Origin of the sequence: Magnetospirillum sp. UT-4 (assembly GCF_902729435.1) — a bacterium.
Lineage (GTDB): Bacteria > Pseudomonadota > Alphaproteobacteria > Rhodospirillales > Magnetospirillaceae > Magnetospirillum.
In genome coordinates this window covers 39,071-62,299 of the sequence record NZ_CACVCG010000043.1, presented here as the reverse complement: position 1 = coordinate 62,299, position 23,229 = coordinate 39,071, and the positions used below count along the sequence as shown (strand labels likewise).

General features: G+C 68.8%; 22 protein-coding genes. 12 read left to right on the top strand and 10 right to left on the bottom strand.

Annotation, left to right across the window (positions count from 1 at the left end):
- Positions 1-69: 69 nt before the first annotated feature.
- From MTBUT4_RS05915 to MTBUT4_RS05860, 12 genes are all read left to right on the top strand, one after another.
- Positions 70-864: a YdcF family protein gene (locus MTBUT4_RS05915; RefSeq protein WP_173978743.1), complete on the top strand. Its 795-nt coding sequence runs from the start codon at positions 70-72 to the stop codon at positions 862-864.
- Between the two features lie 79 nt (positions 865-943).
- Positions 944-1,933 carry a lytic transglycosylase domain-containing protein gene (locus MTBUT4_RS05910; RefSeq protein WP_173978742.1) on the top strand — a complete coding sequence of 330 codons (990 nt, stop codon included), beginning with the start codon at positions 944-946 and terminating at the stop codon, positions 1,931-1,933.
- A 42-nt stretch (positions 1,934-1,975) separates the two neighbouring features.
- Positions 1,976-2,956, top strand: coding sequence for a septal ring lytic transglycosylase RlpA family protein (locus MTBUT4_RS05905; RefSeq protein ID WP_173978741.1), 981 nt, complete (start codon positions 1,976-1,978; stop codon positions 2,954-2,956).
- Between the two features lie 133 nt (positions 2,957-3,089).
- Positions 3,090-4,226 (top strand): D-alanyl-D-alanine carboxypeptidase family protein, encoded by a 1,137-nt coding sequence (locus MTBUT4_RS05900; RefSeq protein WP_254434758.1) that lies wholly within the window; start codon positions 3,090-3,092, stop codon positions 4,224-4,226.
- 10 nt (positions 4,227-4,236) lie between these two features.
- Positions 4,237-4,878 carry a dTMP kinase gene (gene tmk, locus MTBUT4_RS05895; RefSeq protein ID WP_173978740.1) on the top strand — a complete coding sequence of 214 codons (642 nt, stop codon included), beginning with the start codon at positions 4,237-4,239 and terminating at the stop codon, positions 4,876-4,878.
- Positions 4,875-5,957: a DNA polymerase III subunit delta' gene (locus MTBUT4_RS05890; protein ID WP_173978739.1), complete on the top strand. Its 1,083-nt coding sequence runs from the start codon at positions 4,875-4,877 to the stop codon at positions 5,955-5,957. Before tmk ends, MTBUT4_RS05890 begins: the two co-directional genes overlap by 4 nt.
- Before the next feature lie 72 nt (positions 5,958-6,029).
- Positions 6,030-7,583, top strand: a complete 1,554-nt coding sequence (metG, locus tag MTBUT4_RS05885; RefSeq protein ID WP_173978738.1) for a methionine--tRNA ligase — start codon at positions 6,030-6,032, stop codon at positions 7,581-7,583.
- The gene (locus MTBUT4_RS05880) at positions 7,583-8,359 is read left to right on the top strand and encodes a TatD family hydrolase (protein WP_173978737.1); all 777 of its coding nucleotides are present in this window, start codon (positions 7,583-7,585) and stop codon (positions 8,357-8,359) included. Before metG ends, MTBUT4_RS05880 begins: the two co-directional genes overlap by 1 nt.
- The gene (locus MTBUT4_RS05875; RefSeq protein WP_173978736.1) at positions 8,356-9,123 is read left to right on the top strand and encodes an MBL fold metallo-hydrolase; all 768 of its coding nucleotides are present in this window, start codon (positions 8,356-8,358) and stop codon (positions 9,121-9,123) included. The genes MTBUT4_RS05880 and MTBUT4_RS05875 overlap by 4 nt, the downstream gene beginning before the upstream one ends.
- Before the next feature lie 126 nt (positions 9,124-9,249).
- Entirely contained in the window at positions 9,250-10,062 is an 813-nt protein-coding gene (mazG, locus tag MTBUT4_RS05870) for a nucleoside triphosphate pyrophosphohydrolase (protein ID WP_254434757.1), read from the top strand.
- On the top strand, positions 10,059-10,688 hold the full coding sequence (locus MTBUT4_RS05865; RefSeq protein WP_173978734.1) for a hypothetical protein: 630 nt from the start codon (positions 10,059-10,061) through the stop codon (positions 10,686-10,688). The genes mazG and MTBUT4_RS05865 overlap by 4 nt, the downstream gene beginning before the upstream one ends.
- Positions 10,689-10,695: 7 nt before the next feature.
- The gene (locus MTBUT4_RS05860) at positions 10,696-11,466 is read left to right on the top strand and encodes an SDR family oxidoreductase (protein WP_173978733.1); all 771 of its coding nucleotides are present in this window, start codon (positions 10,696-10,698) and stop codon (positions 11,464-11,466) included.
- A gap of 2 nt (positions 11,467-11,468) precedes the next feature.
- Here MTBUT4_RS05860 and MTBUT4_RS05855 read toward each other — a convergent pair whose 3' ends face one another.
- From MTBUT4_RS05855 to dusB, 10 genes are all read right to left on the bottom strand, one after another.
- Positions 11,469-12,236, bottom strand: a complete 768-nt coding sequence (locus MTBUT4_RS05855) for an inositol monophosphatase (RefSeq protein WP_173978732.1) — start codon at positions 12,234-12,236, stop codon at positions 11,469-11,471.
- Complete coding sequence (hflX, locus tag MTBUT4_RS05850; protein WP_173978746.1) at positions 12,233-13,501, bottom strand: GTPase HflX; 1,269 nt, start codon at positions 13,499-13,501, stop codon at positions 12,233-12,235. Before hflX ends, MTBUT4_RS05855 begins: the two co-directional genes overlap by 4 nt.
- A gap of 39 nt (positions 13,502-13,540) precedes the next feature.
- Entirely contained in the window at positions 13,541-13,795 is a 255-nt protein-coding gene (hfq, locus tag MTBUT4_RS05845; RefSeq protein WP_173978731.1) for an RNA chaperone Hfq, read from the bottom strand.
- Positions 13,796-13,873: 78 nt separating this feature from the next.
- Complete coding sequence (locus MTBUT4_RS05840; RefSeq protein ID WP_173978730.1) at positions 13,874-14,551, bottom strand: HAD family hydrolase; 678 nt, start codon at positions 14,549-14,551, stop codon at positions 13,874-13,876.
- Positions 14,552-15,928, bottom strand: coding sequence for a Trk system potassium transporter TrkA (gene trkA, locus MTBUT4_RS05835; protein WP_173978729.1), 1,377 nt, complete (start codon positions 15,926-15,928; stop codon positions 14,552-14,554).
- A gap of 13 nt (positions 15,929-15,941) precedes the next feature.
- Positions 15,942-17,339, bottom strand: a complete 1,398-nt coding sequence (locus MTBUT4_RS05830; protein ID WP_173978728.1) for a sigma-54 dependent transcriptional regulator — start codon at positions 17,337-17,339, stop codon at positions 15,942-15,944.
- Positions 17,329-19,536 (bottom strand): PAS domain-containing sensor histidine kinase, encoded by a 2,208-nt coding sequence (locus MTBUT4_RS05825; protein ID WP_173978727.1) that lies wholly within the window; start codon positions 19,534-19,536, stop codon positions 17,329-17,331. Before MTBUT4_RS05825 ends, MTBUT4_RS05830 begins: the two co-directional genes overlap by 11 nt.
- 45 nt (positions 19,537-19,581) lie before the next feature.
- On the bottom strand, positions 19,582-21,036 hold the full coding sequence (gene ntrC / locus MTBUT4_RS05820) for a nitrogen regulation protein NR(I) (protein ID WP_173978726.1): 1,455 nt from the start codon (positions 21,034-21,036) through the stop codon (positions 19,582-19,584).
- 4 nt (positions 21,037-21,040) lie between these two features.
- Positions 21,041-22,156 (bottom strand): nitrogen regulation protein NR(II), encoded by a 1,116-nt coding sequence (locus MTBUT4_RS05815; RefSeq protein ID WP_173978725.1) that lies wholly within the window; start codon positions 22,154-22,156, stop codon positions 21,041-21,043.
- On the bottom strand, positions 22,156-23,163 hold the full coding sequence (gene dusB / locus MTBUT4_RS05810; RefSeq protein WP_173978724.1) for a tRNA dihydrouridine synthase DusB: 1,008 nt from the start codon (positions 23,161-23,163) through the stop codon (positions 22,156-22,158). Before dusB ends, MTBUT4_RS05815 begins: the two co-directional genes overlap by 1 nt.
- Positions 23,164-23,229 lie beyond the last annotated feature (66 nt).

Sequence of the window (23,229 nt, the reverse complement as noted above, 5' to 3'; positions counted from 1 at the left end):
GCCCGAGGCGTGACAGCGGCCCTCATTCCTGGCATACCGGAAAGCGGCCGCATTTATCAGGAATCTCAAATGTTCGTCGTCTCCAAGGTGGCCGGACTGCTGCTCCAGCCGATCAACCTTGTGCTTGTGGTCCTGGTCCTGGCGGCGGCGCTGTCCTGGACCCGCTTCCGCCGCCTGGGACGGGTTCTGGCGACCGCTCTGGCCGTGGGGTTGGGGATGGTCGCCGTGGCGCCGTGGGATGCCTGGCTGCTGGCCCCCATCGAGGAGCGTTTCCCGCAGCCGGCGCTGCCCGCCCGGGTGGACGGCGTGGTGGTGCTGGGCGGGGCGTTCGACCCGGTGGTCAGCGCCGCGCGCGGCCAGCCCGCCGCCAACGGCGCCATCGAGCGGGTGACCGCCCTGGTCGCGCTGGCGCGGCGGTATCCCGAGGCGGTGATGGTGTTCACCGGCGGCTCGGGCAGCGTCGCCCATCCCGACCTGCGGGAAGCGCCGGTGGCCCGCGCTTTCCTCGAGGCCATCGGGTTCGAGTCCGGCCGGGTGCTGTTCGAGGGCGATTCGCGCAACACCCGCGAGAACGCCGTCCTCACCCGCGAGATGGTCCGGCCCCAGCCCGGCCAGACCTGGGTCCTGGTCACCTCGGCCCTGCATATGCCGCGCGCGGTCGGGTCCTTCCGGTCCGCCGGGTGGGAGGTGATCCCGTACCCGGTCGACTACACCACCGCCGGCGGCGAGCCCCGCCTGCGCTTCGACGTGGGGGCCGGGCTGGGAATGCTGGGGACCGCCCTGCACGAGATATACGGTCTCGCCTATTACCGCCTGCAGGGATGGAGCGACGCGCTGTATCCCGCTCCGGCGGGGCAAATGTGACAATCGCCGGCCGCCGTTGCGGCACCCCTGGCGCCTGTGGCACAACGGCGCCTTCACCGGAAGCGGAGCGGAAGCGGACATGACAGGCAAGCGGACCTTGGCGGCACTGATGATGGCGGCGGCACTGGCGGCCGGCAGCCCGGCGGCGGCCCAGGAGGCGGCGCCGCGTCCGGATTTCGCCGCCTGGCTGAAGGAGGTGGAGGCTGAGGCGGTGGGCCGCGGCATCCGCGCCGAGACGGCGACGGCGGCGCTGGCCGGCGTCCAGCACATCGACAAGGTGATCGAGCTGGACCGCCGTCAGCCCGAAGGCACCATGAGCTACGCCCAGTACATGGAGCGCGTGGTCAACCCGGCCCGGGTGGAGAAGGGCCGCGCCCTGCTGGCCGCCAACAGCGCGGTGCTGGCCGAGATCGAGCGGCGCTACCACGTCCAGCCCAAATACGTGGTCGCCCTGTGGGGCATCGAGACCGATTTCGGCCGCGTCACCGGCGGCTATCCGGTGGTGTCGTCGCTGGCCACCCTGGCCTATGACGGGCGGCGTTCGGCGTTCTTCCGCGGCGAGCTGCTGGCCGCCCTGCAGATCCTGGACGAGGGGCACGTCACGCCCGCCACCATGCTGGGATCGTGGGCCGGGGCCATGGGGCAGTGCCAGTTCATGCCGTCCTCGTTCCTGAAATTCGCCGAGGATTGGAACGGCGACGGCCGGCGCGACATCTGGGGCACCGTTCCCGATGTGCTCGCCTCGGCCTCCAACTACCTGCTGCGCTCGGGCTGGAACGGCGACCAGACCTGGGGCCGGGCGGTCCGGCTGCCGGCCGGGTTCGATGCCGGCCTGATCGGCCTCGACACCCGCAAGCCGGTGGCCGAGTGGACCCGGCTGGGGGTGACGGCATCCGGCGGCAAGCCGCTGCCGAAGACCGAGCTGGAGGGCTCGATCGTGCTGGCGGAGGCGGGGAAGGGGCCGCCCTTCCTGGTCTACGAGAACTTCCGCACCATCCTGAAATGGAACCGCTCGACCTATTTCGCGCTGGCCGTCGGCCATCTTGCGGAACGCATCGGCGGCAAGTAGACTACCACATCTTTGGTAGCTGGCAGAGGGGGGCACAATATCATGCGCAAGGTCCGGCGCAGGGGATGGCGCGTGGCCGCGCTGATGATATCGACCGCCGTGCTGCCGGGCTGCGCCGAGATGAACCTGTTCGGCCATCTCGCCAAGGAGGCGACCTCCGACGCCCCGCCGGTCGCCGGCTCCGCCGCCGCCACCTACAAAGTCGGCAAGCCCTATCAGGTCAAGGGCGTGTGGTACTACCCGCGTGAGGATTTCGACTACGACGAAACCGGCATCGCGTCGTGGTACGGCCCCACCTTCCACGGCAAAGTCACCGCCAACGGCGAGGTGTTCGACCAAAACAATGTCTCGGCCGCCCACAAGACCCTGCCCATGCCGTCGGTGGTGCGGGTGACCAACCTGGAGAACGGCCGGTCCCTGGTGATCCGGGTGAACGACCGCGGTCCCTTCGTCAACGGCCGGATCATCGACCTGTCCCGCCGCGCCTCGCAGCTGCTGGGGTTCGAGGGGCAGGGAACGGCCAAGGTCCGGGTCCAGGTGCTGCCCGAGGAAAGCCGCGTCCTCGCCGGCAAGGCGCAGCCCGACGGGGCGTCGCGCGGCGAGCCGCAGGTGGCGGCCGCCCCGCGCGAAAGCGTGACCGCCGAGACCCTGCCGCCGCCCGGTGCCAGCGAGCGCCCGCGCCCGGTGCTGGCCTCGGCGCCCCAGGGTGCCCAGTCCCGCGGCACCGCCGCCGCCGAGGCCACCGAACGCATGCTGGCGGCGCAGGAGGTGCAGACGGTGCCGGTGGCGCGCAGCAACGCCATCTTCGTCCAGGCCGGCGCCTTCAGCCGCCATGACAACGCCGTGCGGCTGCAGGCGCGGCTGGCCGGCGTGGGCAGGCCCGCCATCCAGCAGATCAACGTCAAGGGCCAGACCCTCTACCGGGTCCGCTTCGGCCCCCTGACCGACGTCCAGGAGGCCGACCGGCTACTGGACGCGGTCATCTCCAGCGGCCAACAAGATGCCCGGGTGGTGGTCGACTGACCCCGCCCCGCCCTAGTTCCGACGCATTTCCCGGATAGGACCGGGGCGCTTTTTCCGCAGCTTCGTCACGCAGTCGAGGGTGATCCAGGTGACAGGGACGTTCCTTTCCAAAACCATCCGCCGGTTGCCGTTCGTGGCCGTGGCGATCCTTCTGGCCATCGGCCCGGCCGCCGCCGAGACCATCGAGACCTCGGCCCGCCAGGCCTACATCGTCGACTTCAAGACCGGCCGCGTGATGCTGGAAAAGAACGCCGACGAGTTGATGGTGCCGTCCTCCATGAGCAAGCTGATGACCGCCTATCTGGTCTTCGAGAAGCTCAAGGAAGGCAGCTGGAAGATGGAGGACATGCTGCCGGTCTCGGAGACCGCCTGGAAGCGCCACTACAAGTCCGGCGGCTCGCTGATGTTTCTGGACGTCAATTCGTCGGCCAAGGTGAGCGACCTGATCCGCGGCGTCATCATCCAGTCCGGCAATGACGCCTGCAGCGTGCTGGCCGAGGCCCATTCCGGCAGCGAAGAGGCCTTCGCCGAGGTGGCGACCCACCGCGCCCGCCAGCTCGGCATGATGAACTCCACCTTCCGCAACGCGTCCGGTTGGCCCGAGCCCGAGCACCTGACCACCGCGCACGATCTGGCCATCCTGGCCCGGCGCCTGATCTCCGACTTCCCCGAGTACTTCCCCATCTACTCGGAAAGGGACTTCACCCACGTCTCGGGCGGCAGGCCGATCAAGCAGGGCAACCGCAATCCGCTGCTGTACGGCGTTTCCGGTGCCGACGGTCTCAAGACCGGGCACACCGAGGCCGCCGGCTACGGCCTGGTCGGCACCGTCAAGCGCGGCGACCGGCGCGTCATCATGGTCATCAACGGCCTGAAATCCATGAAGGACCGGGCCGAGGAGAGCGCCCGTCTGGTCGAATGGGCCTTCCGCGAGTTCGAGAACTACGCCCTGTTCAAGCCGGGCGACCCGGTCACCGACGCCGAGGTGTGGCTGGGCGACGCCGCCACCGTGCCGCTGGTGGCGGGAGAGCGGCTGGAGGTCACCATGCCGCGCAAGTCGCGCCGCGACATGGTGGTGAAGGCGGTCTATTCCGGACCCGTCGCCGCCCCCATCAAGAAGGGCCAGGTGGTTGGCAAGCTGGTGATCACCGCACCCGGCGTGGAAACCGTGGAACTGCCGCTGGCGGCCGGCGCCGATGTGGGCAAGCTGGGCCTGTCGGGGCGCATCGGCGCGGCGCTGAAGCACATCCTGTGGGGAGCGAAGGGCTGACGGCGAGGTCATGGAACGCGGACGGTTCATCACCTTCGAAGGCGGCGAGGGCGCCGGCAAGTCGACCCAGCTGAAAATGCTGGCCGATGCGCTGGCGGCCGCCGGCACCCCGGCGATCACCACCCGCGAGCCCGGCGGCTCGGAAGGGGCGGAAGCCATCCGTGCGCTGCTGGTGACCGGCGATGTCGGCCGCTGGGACGGCCAGACCGAGGCGCTGCTGCACAGTGCGGCGCGGCGCGACCATCTGGTCCGGACGGTGTGGCCGGCGCTTGACTTGGGAACCTGGGTGCTGTGCGACCGCTTCGCCGATTCGACCGTCGCCTATCAGGGCTACGGCCACGGCTTGCCGGTCTCGTTCATCGAATCGCTGACCCGCCTGGCCATCGGCGATTTCGCGCCCGATCTCACCCTGATCCTGGACCTGCCGGTCGAGGCCGGACTGGCCCGCGCCGGCCATCGCGGCGGCGCCGAGGACCGCTACGAGCGCATGGGCGTCGCCTTCCACCAGCGCCTGCGCCAGGGCTTCCTGTCCATCGCCGAGCGCCAGCCCGGCCGCTGCGTGGTGGTGGACGCCACCGGCACCCCCGAGCAGGTCCATGACGCGGTGATGGCGGCGGTGCGGGGGCGGCTGCTGGGGTTCTGCGTGACATGAGCGAAGCCCCGACCCCGCGCGAGAATACCGATCTGTCCGGCCATTCCCATGCCGAGCGGGCCTTCCTCGATGCCTGGATCTCCGGCCGCCTGGCCCATGCCTGGCTGCTGACCGGGCCGAAGGGCATCGGCAAGGCGACCCTGGCCTATCGCATGGCCCGCTTCGTCCTGGCCGGCGGCGGAGAAGGCGGCGGGTTGTTCGGCGGCCCGCCGGAAAGCCTGGCCCTCTCGCCCGACCATCCGGTGTTCCGCCGGGTGGCGTCCTCCGGCCACGGCGATCTGCGGGTGGTGGAGCGGGGCTTCACCGACGACAAGAAGGGCAAGCGGCGGACCGAGATCGTGGTCGACGACGTGCGCGGCATCGGCGGCTTCATGGCGCTCACCCCGGCCGAGGGCGGCTGGCGGGTGGTGATCATCGACGCCGCCGACGAGATGAACCGCAACGCCGCCAACGCCGTTCTCAAGGTGCTGGAGGAACCGCCGCGCAACGCCTTGATGCTGCTGGTGTCGCACAGTCCCGGGCGGCTGCTGCCGACCATCCGCTCACGCTGCCGCCGGCTGGCGCTGAGCCCGCTGCCCGAGGCCCAGGTGGCCGAACTGCTGGGCCGCGCCCGCCCCGACCTCGACCCCGCCGACGTCGCCGCCCTGGCCCGCCTGGGCGAGGGCAGCATCGGCAAGGCGCTGGCCCTGGCGGCGGAGGGCGGGCTCGATCTCTACCGCGAGCTGATGGGCCTGCTGGCCACCCTGCCGCGCCTCGATCCGGTGGCCCTGCACGGCTTTTCCGAACGGGTCGGACGCAACGACGCCGATGCCGCCTGGCGCACGGTGACCGAGCTGCTGGGCTGGTGGCTGGCCCGGCTGGTGCGGGCCGGCGGGCGCGAGGGCAGGGGCCTGGTCGAGGTGGTGCCGGGCGAGGCGGCGGTGATGGGCCGCCTGCTCGCCGCCGGCAGCCTTGAACGCTGGCTCGAGCTGTGGGAAAAGGTCACCGCCCTGTTCGCCCGCGTCGATGCCGTCAACCTGGAGCGGAAACAGGCGCTGCTGACCGCCTTCCTGGCGGTGGAGCGGCTGGCCCGGGCCTGAAACCCTTGACACGTCACCCTTGACCCTGGGGGCGCGGGGCCAAAGCTCTCAAAGAAGACTTCGGAGAGGACCATGAGCGTGGACAAAACCTTCTACGTCACCACGCCGATCTACTACGTCAACGACAAGCCCCATATCGGGCATGCCTATACCACCCTGGCCTGCGACGTCCTGGCCCGCTTCAAGCGGCTGGATGGGTACGACGTCAAGTTCCTCACCGGCACCGACGAGCACGGCCAGAAGGTCGAGAAGTCGGCGGAAGGCTTCGGCACCAGTCCGCAGGAGCTGGCCGACCGCAACTCGGCCAATTTCCGCGAACTCGCCGCCCGCCTGGACTGCTCCAACGACGATTTCATCCGCACCACCGAACCCCGCCACATCCGCTCGGTCCAGGCCCTGTGGGCGCGTCTGGTGGCGGCCGGCGACATCTATGTCGGCCATTACGAGGGCTGGTACTCGGTCCGCGACGAGGCCTTCTACGGCGAGGACGAACTGGTTCCCGGGCCGAATGGGACCAAGCACGCCCCCAGCGGCGCCCCGGTCGAGTGGGTAAAGGAACCCAGCTACTTCTTCCGCCTGTCGGCCTGGCAGGACCGGCTGCTGGCCTGGTACGAGGCCAATCCCGACTGCATCGGCCCGCAATCGCGGCGCAACGAGGTGATCAGCTTCGTCAAGGGCGGCCTGCAGGACCTGTCGGTGTCGCGCACCAGCTTCAAGTGGGGCATCCCGGTGCCCGGCGACGACGCCCACGTGATGTATGTCTGGCTCGACGCCCTGACCAACTACATCACCGCCATCGGCTATCCCGACATCACCGGCGAGTTCGCCCGGTACTGGCCGGCCGACCTGCACATGGTGGGCAAGGACATCGTGCGCTTCCACGCGGTCTACTGGCCGGCCTTCCTGATGGCCGCCGGGCTGGAGCCGCCCAGGCGGGTGTTCGCCCACGGCTGGTGGACCAACGAGGGCCAGAAGATCTCCAAGTCGGTGGGCAACGTCATCGACCCGGTGGCGCTGATCGAGCGCTACGGCCTCGACCAGGTGCGCTATTTCCTGCTGCGCGAGGTGCCGTTCGGCAATGACGGCGATTTCAGCCACCGCGCCATGGTGCAGCGGATGAATTCCGAGCTGGCCAACGATTACGGCAATCTGGCCCAGCGCGTCCTGTCCATGATCGGCAAGAATTGCGCCGGCCAGGTGCCGCAGCACGGCGAGCCCGGTGCCGACGACCGCGAGATGCTCGACGCCGCCCACGGCCTGCTGCCCAAGGTCCGCGACGCCATCGACCGCCAGCTCTTCCACGAGGCGCTGGAGGCGATGTGGGGGGTGATCCGCGCCGCCAACGGCTATGTCGATCGTCAGGCTCCCTGGGCGCTGAAGAAGACCGATCCGGCGCGCATGGGCACGGTGCTGTGGGTGCTGGCCGAGACGGTGCGCAACCTGGCCCTGCTGACCCAGGCCTTCATGCCTGCCGCCTCGGGCCGGCTGCTGGACCAGCTGGGCATCGGCCCCGATGCCCGCACCCTGCACCATTGCGGCTCGCACCATGCGCTGAAGCCGGGCACGCCGCTGCCGGCCCCAGCCGGCGTGTTTCCCCGCTTCGTCGAGGAGGAGGGGGCGGCCTGATGCTGGTCGACAGCCACTGCCACCTGGATTTCCCGGACTTCGCGGAGGAGCTGGACGCGGTGGTGGAACGGGCGCGCCGCAACGGCGTCGGCCGCATGCTGACCATCTGCACCCACCTGACCCGGTTCGACCGGGTGCTGGCGGTGGCCGAGCGCTTTGCCGACGTCTACTGCACCGTCGGCATCCATCCCCACGAGGCGGGCAGCGAGCCGGCGGCCGAGGTGGAGCGACTGGTGGAACTGTCCCGCCATCCCAAGGTGGTCGGCTTCGGCGAGACCGGCCTCGACTATTTCTACGACAAGAGCCCCAGGGAGCGGCAGCGGGCGTCGTTCCGCACCCACATCGCCGCCGCCCGCGCCACCGGTCTGCCGGTGGTGGTGCACACCCGCGACGCCGACGACGATACCGCCGCCATCCTGGCCGAGGAGATGGAGAAGGGGGCCTTCACCGGACTCATTCACTGCTTCAGTTCCGGTCCGGAACTTGCTGCTAAATCTATATCTTTGGGCCTTTATGTGTCGCTGTCTGGCATCCTGACCTTCAAGAAGGCCGAGGCGCTGCAGCAGACCGTCCGGGGCCTGCCGCTGGACCGCCTGCTGGTCGAGACCGACTGTCCCTATCTCGCCCCGGTGCCGTTCCGGGGCAAGCGCAACGAGCCGGCCTATGTCGGCCACACGGCGGCCAAGCTGGCCGAGCTGCAGGGCGTCGATGCCGCCGCCGTGGCCGCCGCCACCACCGCCAACTTCCACCGCCTGTTCGCCAAGGTGCCCGGGTGAGGGCGACCATCCTCGGCAGCGGCGCGGCCTCCGGGGTTCCCAGCATCTCGCGCGGCTGGGGCGCCTGCGATCCCGCCGAGCCGAAGAACCGCCGCAGCCGGCCCTCGATCCTGGTCGAGGATAGCGGCGTCCGCATCCTGGTCGATACCTCGCCCGATTGCCGTCAACAGCTGATTGACGCAGGCGTCCGCCACCTCGACGCCGTGCTGTACACCCACGACCACGCCGACCATCTGCACGGCATCGACGACCTCCGCGAGGTCAACCGGGCCATGCAGGCGCCCATCGCCATCCATGGCGCGCCCGAGGTGCTCGACAGCATCCGTGCCCGCTTCCCCTATGTCCTGGGCGAGGTCGAGGGCGGCCAGTCCATCTACAAGCCGATGCTGCTGCCCCACGTGATCCAAGGCCCCTTCTCGGTGGGCGGGGTAGGGGTGGTTCCCATCGCCCAGGACCACGGCTATTGCGCCACCACCGGCTTCCGCTTCGGCGCGCTGGCCTATTCCACCGATCTGGTGGAGATGCCGGAGGAGTCCTTTGCCGCACTGGCCGGGATCGAGGTGTGGATCGTCGGCTGCCTGACCTATGACCCGCACGCCACCCATGCGCACCTGGACAAGGTCCTGGGCTGGATCGAACGCATCGGCCCAAGGCGCGCCGTGCTGACCCACATGACGCCCAGCCTGGACTACCAGACCCTGCGTGGCCGGCTGCCGGTCAACGTCGAGCCGGGGTTCGACGGGATGGTCATCGATGTCGGCTAATTCATTGACCCGGCGTTCCTTTTTCGGCTCTGGCCGGACTCCTGCCGTTGGCTGCTGCGGACCGTATCCGGATAACGCCATAATCTCCATTATGCGACTTTTGCATATGGCGCAATGAGGCCCCCCATGCCCACACCCCCGCGTCCCATCGACCGCCTGCTCGACATCATGACCACCCTGCGCCATCCCGAGCGCGGCTGCCCCTGGGATCGCGAGCAGACCTTCGCCACCATCGCGCCCTATACCGTCGAGGAAGCCTACGAGGTCGCCGACGCCATCGACCACAACGACATGGCGGCTCTGAAGGACGAACTCGGCGACCTGCTGTTCCAGGTGGTCTTCTACGCCCAGATGGCCCGCGAGACCGGTGTGTTCGATTTCGACGCCATCGCCGAGGCCATCGCCGACAAGATGGTCCGCCGCCATCCTCACGTGTTCGGCGAAGACGGCATCCGCGATGCCGAGGCCCAGACCGCCGCCTGGGAGGCCACCAAGGCCGGCGAGCGCGCGGCCAAGGGCGCCGACAGCGTCCTGGACGGGATCGCCCGCACCCTGCCCCCCCTGACCCGCGCGCTGAAGCTGCAGAAGCGGGCGGCGCGGGTCGGCTTCGATTGGGCCGAGCCCGCCCAGGTGATTGACAAGATCAACGAGGAACTGGCTGAACTCCAAGCGGAAATCGGCGCCGACGCGGGCATCGAGCGCCTCGAGGACGAGATGGGCGATCTGCTGTTCGCTTGCGTCAACCTCTCCCGTAAGCTCAATATCGACCCCGAGCGGGCGCTGAAGCGGACCAACGGCAAGTTCGACCGGCGCTTCCGCCACGTGGAGGCCGGGCTGCGGGCCGCCGGGACGACGCCGGACCAAGCCAGCCTGGAGGCCATGGAGGCGCTGTGGGTGGCGGCGAAGACCGGGGAACGGACGAAAGGATCGGGGGAATGAAACGCATTGGCCATCTGGCGCGGACCCTCGCCGCCTTGTCCCTGATCATGCTGCTGTCGTCGTGCTATATCCCCGACAAATTCCGCGGCGAGCTGCGCATCTCGCGCTTCGGCGACTACGCCCTCACCTACGAGGGCGACCTGATCTTCGCTCCCATTCTGCACGCTTATGCCGAGGGCCGTATCACCCCGGAAAACGAGGAAGAGCGTCACAACAACATCTACAAGGACTTGGTGCGCGACACCGCCATCAAGGACCTGAAGAAGGCCGGCAAGGGCCGCTTCCACGTCAAATACGAGCGCCAGGGCCGGCTGGCCAAGGTCCAGCTGTCCTCGTTCCTGCGCCGCGACGCCCGCCTGATTTCGCTCAAGTCCAACGAGGACGGCACCATCATCATCGACGCCAACGGGGTCAAGGCGTCCGACGCCCAGCGCATGGCCGAGCTCGGCATCGGCATGGAGGGCGAGTTCCGCATCACCACCGACGGCAAGGTGATGAAGCACAATGCGACCGAAGTCCGCGCCTTTGGCGCCTACCAGGTCTTCATCTGGCGCATCGAGAACGCGCTGTCGCCGACGCCGACGCTGGTGTTCCTGCGCGATCCCGATCCCGCCCGCCCCCTGTGAGGCCCGAATGAGTCCCTGGTCCGACCGCACCGTGTTCATCACCGGCGCCACCGCCGGATTCGGCGAGGCCATGGCGCGCCGCTACGCCGAACTGGGGGCCCGCCTGGTGCTGTGCGGCCGCCGCCGCGACCGCCTCGACGGGCTGGCCGCGGAGTTGCACGGCTGCAGGCTTGCCACCGTGGTCCTGGACGTGCGCGACCGCAAGGCGGTCGATGCCGCCATCGCCGCCCTCCCCCCCGACTTTGCCGCCATCGACGTGCTGATCAACAACGCCGGCCTGGCCCTGGGCCTGGAGCCGGCACACCAGACCGACCTGGACGACTGGGAGCGCATGGTCGATACCAACCTGAAGGGCCTGATGTACGTGACCCGCGCGGTTCTGCCGGGCATGGTCGCCCGCGACCGCGGCCACGTGGTCAACATCTCCTCCATCGCCGGCACCTATCCCTATCCCGGCGGCAACGCCTACGGCGCCACCAAGGCGGCGGTGACCCAGTTCTCCCTCAACCTGATCGCCGATCTGGTGCGGACCCGCATCCGGGTGACCAATATCGAGCCCGGCCTGTGCGGCGGCTCGGAATTCTCGCTGGTCCGGTTCAAGGGCGATGCCGAGGCGGCGGCCAAGGTCTATGCCGGCACCACGCCGCTCACCTCCGAGGACGTCGCCGAGGCGGTGGTGTGGGCCACCTGCCTGCCCGCCCACGTCAACATCAACCGCATCGAGATGATGCCGGTGTCCCAGGGGCCGGCCGGCCTGACGGTCTACCGGGAAGGCTGAGATCAGCCGATCAGCCGCGCCAGCTGGTCCCAGCTCGACCGGCCCGGCGCCATCAGCAATTGCCGGTCGGGATGGGGCAGCGCCGTGTAGGGCGCCCCGTCGAGCAGGGCGGCGACCCCGCCGGCTTCCTCATGGATCAGAACGCCGGCGGCGTGGTCCCACGGCATCAGCCGGCGGAAATGGGCGAAATGCAGGCGACCGGTGGCGAGGTCGAGGTAGTCGTGGGCGGCACTGCCCCGCCGCGCCACGTGCAGCACCCGCGACGCCACCGCGCCGGTGCGCTTCACCGAGCCGGACATGCGGTCCAGCGGCACCTCGGCCGCCACCCGCACCGGATTGCCGTCGCGGAAGGCCCCCTGCCCCTTCAGCGCCACCACCGTCCGGTTCGGCACCGGGTCGTGAATCCAGCCCGCCACCGTCTCGCCGTCCACCACCAGGGCGACGATGACCGCGAAGCGCGGATTGCCGTGGGCGAAATTGGCGGTGCCATCGACCGGATCGAGTACCCAGACCATGCCGGGGCGGCCCAGGGCGTCCATCAGGCCGGGATTGTCGTGCACCCCCTCCTCGCCCACAACCGCCCCCCCGAACTCGGCCGTCAACACGGTTGACAGCACCCGTTCCGCCTGGATGTCCGCCTCGGTCACCAGCTGATGCGGCGCCTTTTCACGAATCTGGTCGCGGCCGAGATTGCGGAAGCGGGGCAGCACCTCGGCTTCGGCAACCGCGCGGATGATGGCGGTGACGCGGGCGGCTTCGGCCGGCTTCATTTTCCCCTCCCCTCGGCCTGGCGGCGCTGGAACCTTTGGGCGTCGGCGGGATCGAGGCGGACCCGCAGGAAGGCACTGTGGTCGCCGTCCCGCCGCGCCACCACCTCGCCATGGCGGTACAGCCAGGCGATGGAGGCACCGTCGCTGAGCGGCAGTTCCACGTCCACCACCTGCCGTCCCTCGGTCAGGCGCCGGTCCAGGCAGGCCAGCAGATCATCCATCCCCTCGCCCGTCCACGCCGACAGCGAGACGGTATCGGGCCGCCGCCGAGCCTGGTTGGCGACCTCGATGCGGTCGTGTTCATCCAGAAGGTCGGTCTTGTTCAGCACCTCGACCAGCCCGCGATCCACCATCTCGGCCAATCCCAGTTCGCGCAGCACCGCCTCGACGTCGGTGGCCTGGGCCTCGGTATCGGGGTGGGCGACGTCGCGGACATGAACCACCACGTCGGCCTCCAGCACCTCCTCCAGCGTCGCGCGGAACGCCGCCACCAGCTCGTGCGGCAGGTCCGAGACGAACCCCACGGTGTCGGACAGGATGACCCGGCGCCCTGACGGCAGCGCGAGCCCGCGCATGGTCGGATCCAGGGTGGCGAACAGCATGTCCTTGGCCAGCACCTCGGCCCGGGTCAGGCGATTGAACAGGGTGGACTTGCCGGCATTGGTGTAGCCGACCAGGGCGACGATGGGATACGGCACCTTGCGCCGGGCGCTGCGATGCAGTTCGCGGGTCCGTTTGACCTCGTCCAACTCGCGCTTCAGCTTGACGATGCGTTCGCCGATCATCCGGCGGTCGGCCTCGATCTGGGTCTCGCCCGGCCCGCCGAGGAAGCCGAAGCCGCCGCGCTGGCGCTCCAGGTGGGTCCAGGACCGCACCAGCCGCGAACGCTGATAGCTCAGCGCCGCCAGTTCCACCTGCAGGCTGCCCTCGCGGGTCCGCGCCCGCTCGCCGAAAATCTCGAGGATCAGCCCGGTGCGGTCGATGACCTTGCACGCCCAGGCCTTTTCCAGGTTGCGCTGCTGCACCGGCGACAGGTGGCCGTCCATGACCGCGACGGCGATCTCCCGCTCCTTGACCAGCGGGGCGAGCCGTTCCACCGCGCCCTTGCCCAACAGCGTGGCCGGGCGCCGGGCAGAGACCGGTACGACTTCGGAATGAACGATGTCGAGGTCGATGGCCTGGGCCAGGCCGACCGCCTCGTCCAGGCGCGCCTCGGGCTCGCGCGCACCATCGTCCCCGGCCTTCAGGGCCGGATGGATGACCATGGCGCGCTGGCGCTGCGTCCCCGCGTGACCTTCCGTCACCTACTCTTCACCACCTTCCTTGACCGGCGGCTCGAACAGCTGGATTGGCGTCGATGGCATCACCGTGGAAATGGCGTGCTTGTAAACCAGTTGCGTATGGCCGTCCCGCCGCAGCAGCACCGAGAAATTGTCGAACCAGGTGACAATCCCCTGAAGCTTCACCCCGTTGACCAGGAAGATGGTGACCGGGGTCTTATGCTTGCGTATATGGTTGAGAAAGACGTCCTGTACGTTCTGGGACTTCTCTGCGGACATGGTTGGTCTTCCGTTCTTATTGCCCGAACCGAGCGTCAAAGGCCTCCAAGGAGCCTCCCTGAAGCCATTTCGTTATCATCAATTCGCCGATATGGGAACCGATAGTTCGTCCACAAGAGTGACCAAAGCCCTGCAATCCCCAAGGGTGTAGGCCGGCGGGTAGGTGGCGAACTCCTCCTCGAGGGGGGGATCGGACCGCATCACGATGCCGACACATCCCGCATTGGCGGCGCAATGCATGTCGATGGCCGCATCACCGACGAACCACACCGCCGGTCCCGCCGCCACGCCGGCCCGTTCCAGGGCAAGATGGACCGGATCCACCGCCGGCTTGTCGGCGGCGGCATCGGCGGCCCCGACCAGGGCGCCGAACAGGCCGGACCAGCCCAGCGCCTCGGCCTCCTTGCGCAGGAAGGCGCCGCGCTTGTTGCTGACCACCGCAAGGAAGATTCTTCGCTCCGCCAGGTCGGCCAGCATCGCCCCGGCCCCGGGCAGTTCCCTCAGATGGCTGAGATGGATGGATTCGAACCCCTGGTAGAACACGTCCCTGGCTTCGGTCCAGCGTTCGCCGAACATCTGGGGAAAGGAATCGCGCATGGACTTGGCGACGTTGGCCCGCGTCTCCGCCATGCTCCATTCCGGCATGCCGAAATGGCGAAAGGTGATGTTGTAGGCCTCGCGGATGCAGACCCAGGAATCGACAAGGGTGTTGTCCCAGTCGAACAGGATGGCCGAGGGCCTGGTCGCGTCCGGCACTCAGAAATACTCCAGCCGGACCGAGAACATCTTTTCGACCTTCTTCACCGCGTCCGAGGCGGCGAACAGTACCACCCGGTCACCGGCCTGGACGATTGTGGCGCCGCGCGGCGAGATGACGGTGCCGTCGCGGACAACCGCTCCGACCAGGACCCCGTTGGGCAGCTTCACCTCGCGCAACGGCTTGCCGACCAGGCTCGAGGTTTCCAAGGCGTCGGCTTCGATCAACTCGCCGAACCCCTCGTGCAGCGAGTGGACGGCGTGGATGCGGCCGCGGCGGACGTGCTGAAGGATGTTGGATACGGTGATGGCCCGCGGGCTGACCACCACGTCGATGCCCAGCGGCCCCATCAGGGCGTTGTAGGTGGTCTTGTTGATCAGGCACATGGCCCTGCGGGCGCCGTAGCGCTTGGCCAGCAGCGCCGCCAGGATGTTGGTCTCGTCGTCGTTGGTCACCGAAACCACGGTCTCGGCGGCCGACACGCTGGCCTCGGACAGGATGTCGGGATCGAGCACGTCGCCATTGATCACCACCGAGCGGTGCAAGGTCTTGGCGACATATTCCGCCCGGTCCTTGTTGGCCTCGATGACCTTCACCGAGGCGTTGGGGAATTCGGCTTCCAGGTGCTGGGCCAGGAACAGGCCGATATTGCCGCCGCCGAAGATGATGATCCGCCTCGCCTCGCGGTCCTCGCGCCCGAACGCCGACAGGGCGCGATCGACGTGCTGGGTATCGACGACGAAGTAGACCTCGTCGCCATCCAGCATCTGGTCCTCGGCGCTGGGAATGATCGAGCGCCCGTCGCGGACGATGCCGATGATGACGATGTTGAGGTCCGGGAACAGCACGGTCAGCTGGCGCAGCGGCGTGTTGATGAGCGGCGTCTGCTCGTCGCAGCGCACCCCGATCAGCCGCACCTTGTCGCCGGCCATGGGGATCACGTCGATGGCGCCGGGCACCTGGATGCGCCGGGTGATGGCGCGGGCCACCTCGATCTCGGGGCTGATGATGACGTCGATGGGGAGATGGTCGCGCGAGAACATGGTCGCCCACATGGGCTGCAGGTAGGACTGCGAGCGCACGCGAGCGATCTTGGTGGGAACGTCGAACAGGGAATGGGCGACCTGGCAGGCGACCATGTTGACCTCGTCGGCGTGGGTCACCGCGATCAGCATGTCGGCATCGGCGGCGCCGGCCTGCTCCAGCACCGAAGGATGCGAGGCGTAGCCCAGGATGGCCTGCACGTCGAGGGTATCGGTGATCTTGCGGATCAGGTCCGGCCGCTGGTCGATGACCGTGACGTCGTTGTTCTCGCCGGCGAGGTAATGGGCGATGTTGAAGCCGACCTGGCCGGCGCCGCAGACGATGACCTTCATGGGGTTCCCCCGTTCAACCCTTCTTTTCGTCGGTATTGACGCCCAGCAGCTTCAGCTTGCGGTGAAGGGCCGAGCGTTCCATGCCGACGAAGGCGGCGGTTCGCGAGATGTTTCCGGCAAACCGGTTGATCTGGGCCAGCAGGTACTCCCGCTCGAACAGCTCACGCGCCTCGCGTAAGGGCAATGTCATGATTTCGCTTGATTTTTCCCAACGCAGCACGGCCGGAGTGATGGCCCCGATCTCGCTGGGCAGCATGTCGGCACGGATAGCCTCGCCCGGCTCGCCGGGGGCCATGATCAGCAGCCAGTCGACCACGTTGCGCAGCTGGCGCACGTTGCCCGGCCAGTCGTAGGCCTGGAAGGCGGCAAGGGCGTCCTCGCCGATGGGGCGGGACTGCACGCCGGCAGCCTGGGCGGCCAGTCCCATGAAATGGCGGGCCAGGGAGGGAATGTCCTCCTTGCGGTCGCGCAACGGCGGCACCCGGATGGGCACCACGTTGAGGCGGTAGAACAGATCCTCGCGGAACCGCCCGGCCGCCATCTCGGCCTGCAGGTCGCGGTTGGTGGTGGCGATGACGCGGACGTCCACCTCGACCCGCTGACCGCCGCCGATGCGCTCGAAGGTCTGGTCCTGCAGGGCGCGCACGATCTTGCCCTGGGTCTCCAGCGGCATGTCGGCGACCTCGTCGAGCAGCAGCGTGCCGCCATGGGCCTGCTCGAAGGTGCCGATCTTGCGGGCGGCGTCGTCGCTGCCGTGTTCGTTGCCGAACAGTTCCAGTTCCATGCGGTCGGGATGCATGGCGGCGCAGTTGACCACCACGAACGGCCCCTCGGCGCGCCGCGAGCGGGCGTGGATGATGCGGGCCACCACCTCCTTGCCGGAGCCGGCGGGACCGGTGATCAGCACCCGGGAATTGGTCGGCGCCACCTTCTCGATGGACTGGCGCACCTGCTGGACGAAGGGCGAGGCGCCGACCACGTCGGCCACCACCGCCGCGCCGCCGGCGCGCAGACGCAACTCTTCGTTCTCGCGCCGCAGGCGGGCGGATTCGATGGCCCGGTCGATGATGATGAGCAGGCGGTCGGCCTTGAACGGCTTCTCGACGAAATCGTAGGCGCCGATGCGGATGGCCTCGACCGCGGTCTCGATGGTGCCGTGGCCGGACATCATCACCACCGGCACGTCGGGGTGCTCGCGCTTCACTGCGGCGAGGATGCCGAGGCCGTCCAGGTTCGAGCCCTGCAGCCAGATGTCCTGGATGATCAGGCTGGGCCGGCGCGACCGGACCGCCTCGAGCGCCGCGTCGGAATTGGCCGCCTCGCGGGTGGAATAGCCTTCGTCCTCGAGAATGCCGGCGACGAGTGCGCGGATATCGGCTTCGTCATCGACAATCAGGATGTCATGCGCCATGGATTGCCGTCGCGTGGGGGGACGATTCGGGTACCGGAAGCTCGGCGTCGCGGAACACCAACCCGACGCAGGCCCCGCCTCCGGGAGCGTCCTTCAGGTAAAGCTCACCCCCATGGTCTTCCATGATTTTCTTGACGATGGCAAGACCTAATCCGGTGCCCTTGGCGCGAGTCGTGACGTAGGGTTCGGTCAGGCGGTCCCGGTTTTCCACCGGCAATCCCCTGCCGTTGTCGGTAACCTCCACCACCACCTTGCCGGCCTCGCGGACCAGGGCGAGCTTCACTCGCCCGGGCGGCCGTTCCTCCCCTTCCCGCCCCCGGATGCCCTCGACGGCGTTCTTCAGCAGATTGGTCAGCGCCTGGCCCACCAGGCGGCCGTCGCAAACCAGGGTCACGCCACCATCGGGCAGCTCTGCCTCGAAGCCGACATCGGGGTAGCCGGTGCGCTGCATGAAGAGCGCCTGCCGGCAGATGTCGGCCAGGTCGTCGGGCTTCATCTGCGGTGCCGGCATGCGGGCGAAGGACGAGAACTCGTCGACCATGCGGCCGATGTCGCCGACCTGGCGGACGATGGTCTCGATCAGCGTCGTGTAGGTCTCGGGATCGCTTTGTATCTCCTTGAGATATTTGCGTTTCAGGCGTTCGGCCGAAAGCTGGATGGGGGTCAGCGGGTTCTTGATCTCGTGGGCGATGCGTCGGGCCACATCGGCCCATGCGGCCTTGCGCTGGGCCGAGACCAGTTCGGTGATGTCGTCGAAGGTGATGACGTAGCCGATGGTCTCGGCATCCAGCGACTCGGCAGCGACGCGAACCAGCAAGGTGCGCGCCCGCCCCTCGCGGGACAGTTTGACCTCGTGCTGGATCAGGCGGTCGGGGCGGCGGCGCACCTCGTCCAGGACGTCGGTGAGCTCCGGAACCGCCTCGGCCAGCGGACGCCCGATCAGCGCCTCCGGCGACAGCCCCAACAGGTCGCAGGCCGAACGGTTCGGCAGGTAGACGCAGGCGTTGCGGTCGAGACCGACGATTCCGGCCGAGACGCCGGCCAGCACCGTTTCAGTGAAGCGGTTGCGTTCATCCAGCTCGCGGTTGGTGTCGATGAGGTCGCGCCGCTGCTCGTCCAGCTGGCCGGTCATCCGGTTGAAGGCCCGGATCAGCGTCCCGACCTCGTCGGCGCCGTCTTCGCGCACCCGCGCCGACAGATCGCCGGACCGCACCTTCTCGGCCGCGTCGATCAGCCGGGCGATGGGTGTCGCCAGCTTCGTGGCCATGGACAGGCCGACCCATACCGCGGCCAGCAGCAGCAGCAGCGACACCACCGCGAAGACCAGCGAGAACGCCCGCTCGAGGCCGAGGCGGCGCCCCTCCAGCCGTTCGTATTCCGCCACCGCCGCCGAGGTCTGCTCCATATGGCCGATCACCTTGGGATCGACGAAACGGCCGACATAGAGGTAGGTCTCGACAAAGAAGCCCTGCAGGCTGACCAGGGCGCGCACGCGGTCGTCATCGTCGCTGGTGAGCACCGCGACCTCGCCGTTGCGCGCCTTATCCAGCGCCCACTCGGGAATCTGCGCCAGCCCGCTCTCGATGGAGAAGGCCAGGCCCGAGCGCGCCAGCACGCGATAGCCCTGGCGTTCGAACACGATGGCCTCGGTCAGCCCGCGGATGGCCGCCTGGGTCGAGACGAAGCCGGAAAACCGCTGCGGCGTGCGTGACAGCGTCAGGCCTTCGCGGTTGATGTCGTTGGCCATCGCCAGGGCGTCGCCGCCGATGATCTGCTGGTGCTCCGCGAGATAGGCCTTGGCCACCTCCTGCGACGCCTGCAGCGCGGTGCGCACCCGGTCGGAGAACCAGCTTTCGACGCCGTAGCGGAAGAACACGGTGGAGCCGGCGGAGACCACGATGGCCGGCGTGACCGCCACCAGCGCGAACAGGACGATGAAGCGCAGATGCAGCTTCGAGCCGGTGGTGCCGTGGCGGCGCGCCTTCCACACCGCCAGGATGCGCACCACCACCAGGCCGCCGAGGGCCAGCAGCAGGGCGAGATCGAGCCCCAGCAGCGACAGCACGGTGACCGGATCGGGACCGATCGGCCCCGAAACGGTCATGGCCAGGAAGGTGGCGGCCACCGAGGGGACCACTGCAGCCGCCAGCATGAAGGCGAGCTTGCGCGCCAGCCCGACCCTGCGTGCCCACACCATCGTCCTGGGCCAGAGCCTGCGGCGCTCGCCTGCCATGCCGTTCCTTTACTTGAGGCCGCTGCCCCGGGACACCGAGACGTCCAGGTCCCGGATCTTCTTGCGCAGGGTGTTGCGGTTGAGGCCGAGGATCTGCGCCGCCTTGATCTGGTTGCCGCGGGTGGCTTCCAGGGCGAGGCTGATCAGCGGACGCTCCACCTCGCGCAACACCCGGTCGTAGATGCCGGGCGGCGGCAGATTCTCGCCGTGGCTGGAGAAGTACTCGCGCAAGTGGCGCTCGACGCTGGCCGACAGGCCCTCGCCCTCGGCGCTGCCCATGGCATCGACCACCGGCGCACCACCCGACAGCTCGACCTCGATGACGTCGAGTCCGATCACCTCCTGGGAATACAGCGCCGCCAGGCGCCGCACCAGGTTCTCCAGCTCGCGCACGTTGCCGGGCCAGCGGTGCCGCTTCAGGCGGTCCAGCGCCTGGGCGTCGATGGTCTTCTGCGGCAGGCCCTCGGCCGCCGCCAAAGCGAGGAAATGGCGGATCAACTCGGGGATGTCCTCGCTGCGCTCGCGCAGGGGCGGCAGGCGGATGGGCACCACGTTGAGCCGGTAGAACAGGTCCTCGCGGAACATTCCCTGGCGGATCAGTTGGGTCAGATCGCGGTGGGTGGCGGCGACGATGCGCACGTTGGCGCGGATCGGCGTGCGGCCGCCGACGGTGGTGTACTCGCCCTCCTGCAGGACGCGCAGCAGCCGGGTCTGGGCCTCGGGCGGCATGTCGCCGATCTCGTCGAGGAACAGGGTGCCGCCCTCGGCCTGCTCGAACCGGCCGGCGGCGCGCTGGGTGGCGCCGGTGAAGGCGCCGCGCTCGTGGCCGAACAGCTCGCTTTCGATCAGTTCACGCGGGATGGCGGCCATGTTGATGGCGACGAAGGGGCCGTTGCGGCGCTTGCCGTAATCGTGCAACGCGCGGGCCACCAGCTCCTTGCCGGTTCCCGACTCGCCGTTGACCATCACCGTCAGGTCGGTGCCCATCAGCCGCGCCAGGGTGCGGTAGATCTCCTGCATGGCCGGCGAGCGGCCGATCAGCGGCAGCCCCTCCTCCTCCTCGCGCTCGGCGCCGTCGGGCGACGCGACCGCCCGCGGGGTCGTCAACGCGCGATTGACGACGGCGACCAGCTCCTTGAGATCGAAGGGTTTGGGCAGGTATTCGAAGGCCCCGCGCTGGGTCGCCTTGACGGCGGTGAGCAGGGTGTTCTGCGCGCTCATCACGATGATGCGCATGTCGGGACGGATCTTCTTGATGCGCGGCAGCAGGTCCAGCCCGCTCTCGTCCGGCATCACCACATCGGTGATGACCAGATCGCCCTCGCCGTCCGAGACCCACCGCCACAGCGTCGAGGCGTTGCCGGTGGTGCGCACGTCGTAGCCGGCGCGCCCCAGGGCCTGCGCCAGGACGGTGCGGATGCCGCGGTCGTCGTCGGCGACCAGGATTGTGGAAGTGGTGGTCATGGCGTCAGTACCCGTCCCCCTCCTGGACCATGGGCAGCATGACCCTGAACAGGGTCCGCCGCGGCATGCTGTCGAACTCGACCACACCGCCGTGGTCACCGATGATCTTGGCGACCAGGGCCAGCCCCAGCCCGGTCCCGGTCGGCTTGGTGGTCACGAAGGCGTCGAACAGGTGCGGCCGCAGGTCCTCGGGGATTCCGGCGCCGTTGTCGAGCACGCTGACCAACAGCGGCAGGTGGCGCCGCGCCTCGGAGCCGGGCACGGCAAGGCGCACGCCGTGCTGGTAGGCGGTGGACAGGACGACCTCGCCGCCCTCGGCCGGCGCCGCCTCGGCGGCATTCTTGACCAGGTTGAGGAACACCTGGATCAGCTGGTCGCGGTTGCCGAACACCGGCGGCAGCGAGGGATCGTAGTTCTCGACGAAGCGGACATGGCGGGCGAAGCCGTTCTCGGCGATGCGGCGGACGTGCTCCAGCACCTGGTGGATGTTGACCGGGCCGCGTTCGCCCGGCGCCTTGTCCGAGAACACCTCCATGCGGTCGACCAGGGCGACGATGCGGTCGGCCTCATCGACGATCAGGCGGGTCAGCACGCGGTCGTCCTCGCTCGCCGCCGCCTCGAGCAGTTGGGCGGCGCCGCGGATGCCCGACAGCGGGTTCTTGACCTCGTGCGCCAGCATGGCCGCCATGGCGGTGACCGAGCGGGCGGCGTTCCGGCTTGCCAACGATCCGCCGATCTTCAGGGCGATGGATTGTTCGTGCAGGGAGATCACCACGCAACCGGGGACCTCGACCAGCGGCGACACCTGGACCGTCACCGTGCGGTGCCCGGTGCGCGGGGTGTCGAGCAGGATGCCGTATTCGGAGACCACCAGGGCCTCGTGGCGGGCCTGCTCGACCAGGGCCAGCACCGGGCTGTCCGAGGGCAGCAGGTCGGTGATCGGCGTCCCGCACAGGTAATGGGCGCCGGATTGGAAAAGCTGCTCGGCGGCGGCGTTGACGTAGCGGATGAGATTGTCGGCGTCCAGCGCCACCACCGCCGAGGCCAGCGCGCCCAGCACCGAGGCGGGTTCGAAGCTCGGCACGGTGGCGCGGCGGCGCATGGCGTTGACCCGTCCCATCAGGCCGCCGCCTTGTCGAGCAGGGGCAGGTAGAATTCGGCCATGGCCTGGCGGACGGCCTCGGCCTCGGCCAGGCGGTTGACCTTGGCGCGGAACTCGGCCGAGCCGGGAAGGCCCTTGGAGTACCACGCGACATGCTTGCGGGCCATGCGCACCCCCGTCTCGGCCCCGTAATGCTCCAGCATCGCCTCGAAATGCTCGGCGACGATGGCGAACTGGTGCTCCAGTGCCGGATCGGGCAGGCGCTCGCCGGTGGCGAGGAAATGCGCCACCTGGCCGGGGAACCACGGCCGGCCATAGCTGCCGCGGCCGATCATCACCGCATCGGCACCGGACTCCTCCAGGGCGCGGACGGCGTCGTCCAGCGTCTCGATGTCGCCGTTCACCACCACCGGAATCGAGACCGCCTCCTTGACCTGGCGCACGAACGACCAGTCGGCGATGCCGGAATAGAATTGCTGGCGGGTGCGGCCGTGGACGGTGACCATGCGGATGCCGCTCTCCTCGGCGATGCGGGCCAGGCGCGGGGCGTTGAGGTTCGAGCGGTCCCAACCCATGCGGCATTTCAGGGTGACCGGAACATCGACGGCGCGGACGGTGGCTTCCATGATGCGCCCCGCCAGGACCTCGTCCTTCATCAGCGCCGATCCCGCCTCGCCCTTGACCGCCACCTTCTTCACCGGGCAGCCCATGTTGATGTCGATGATGGCGGCGCCGCGATCGGCATTCATCCGCGCCGCCTCGGCCATGTGCTCGGGGTCGCAGCCGGCCAGCTGCACCGACATCGGCTGTTCCCCGGCATCGGCGGCGGCCATCTTCATGGTCTGGCGGTTGGCGCGGATCATGGCGGCGCTGGCGATCATCTCGGACACCACCAGGCCCGCCCCCATGCGCTTCACCAGGCGCCGGAACGGCATGTCGGTCACCCCCGACATGGGGGCCAGGATCACCGGATTGGGAAGGGCGACCGAACCGATGGTCAGGGGAAGGCAGCGAACATGGGTCATGGGTGCGTATTTATTATGCAGACCCTGCTCAATGCAACGGCAAAAGGCGTGGCCGCCCCCGAATTC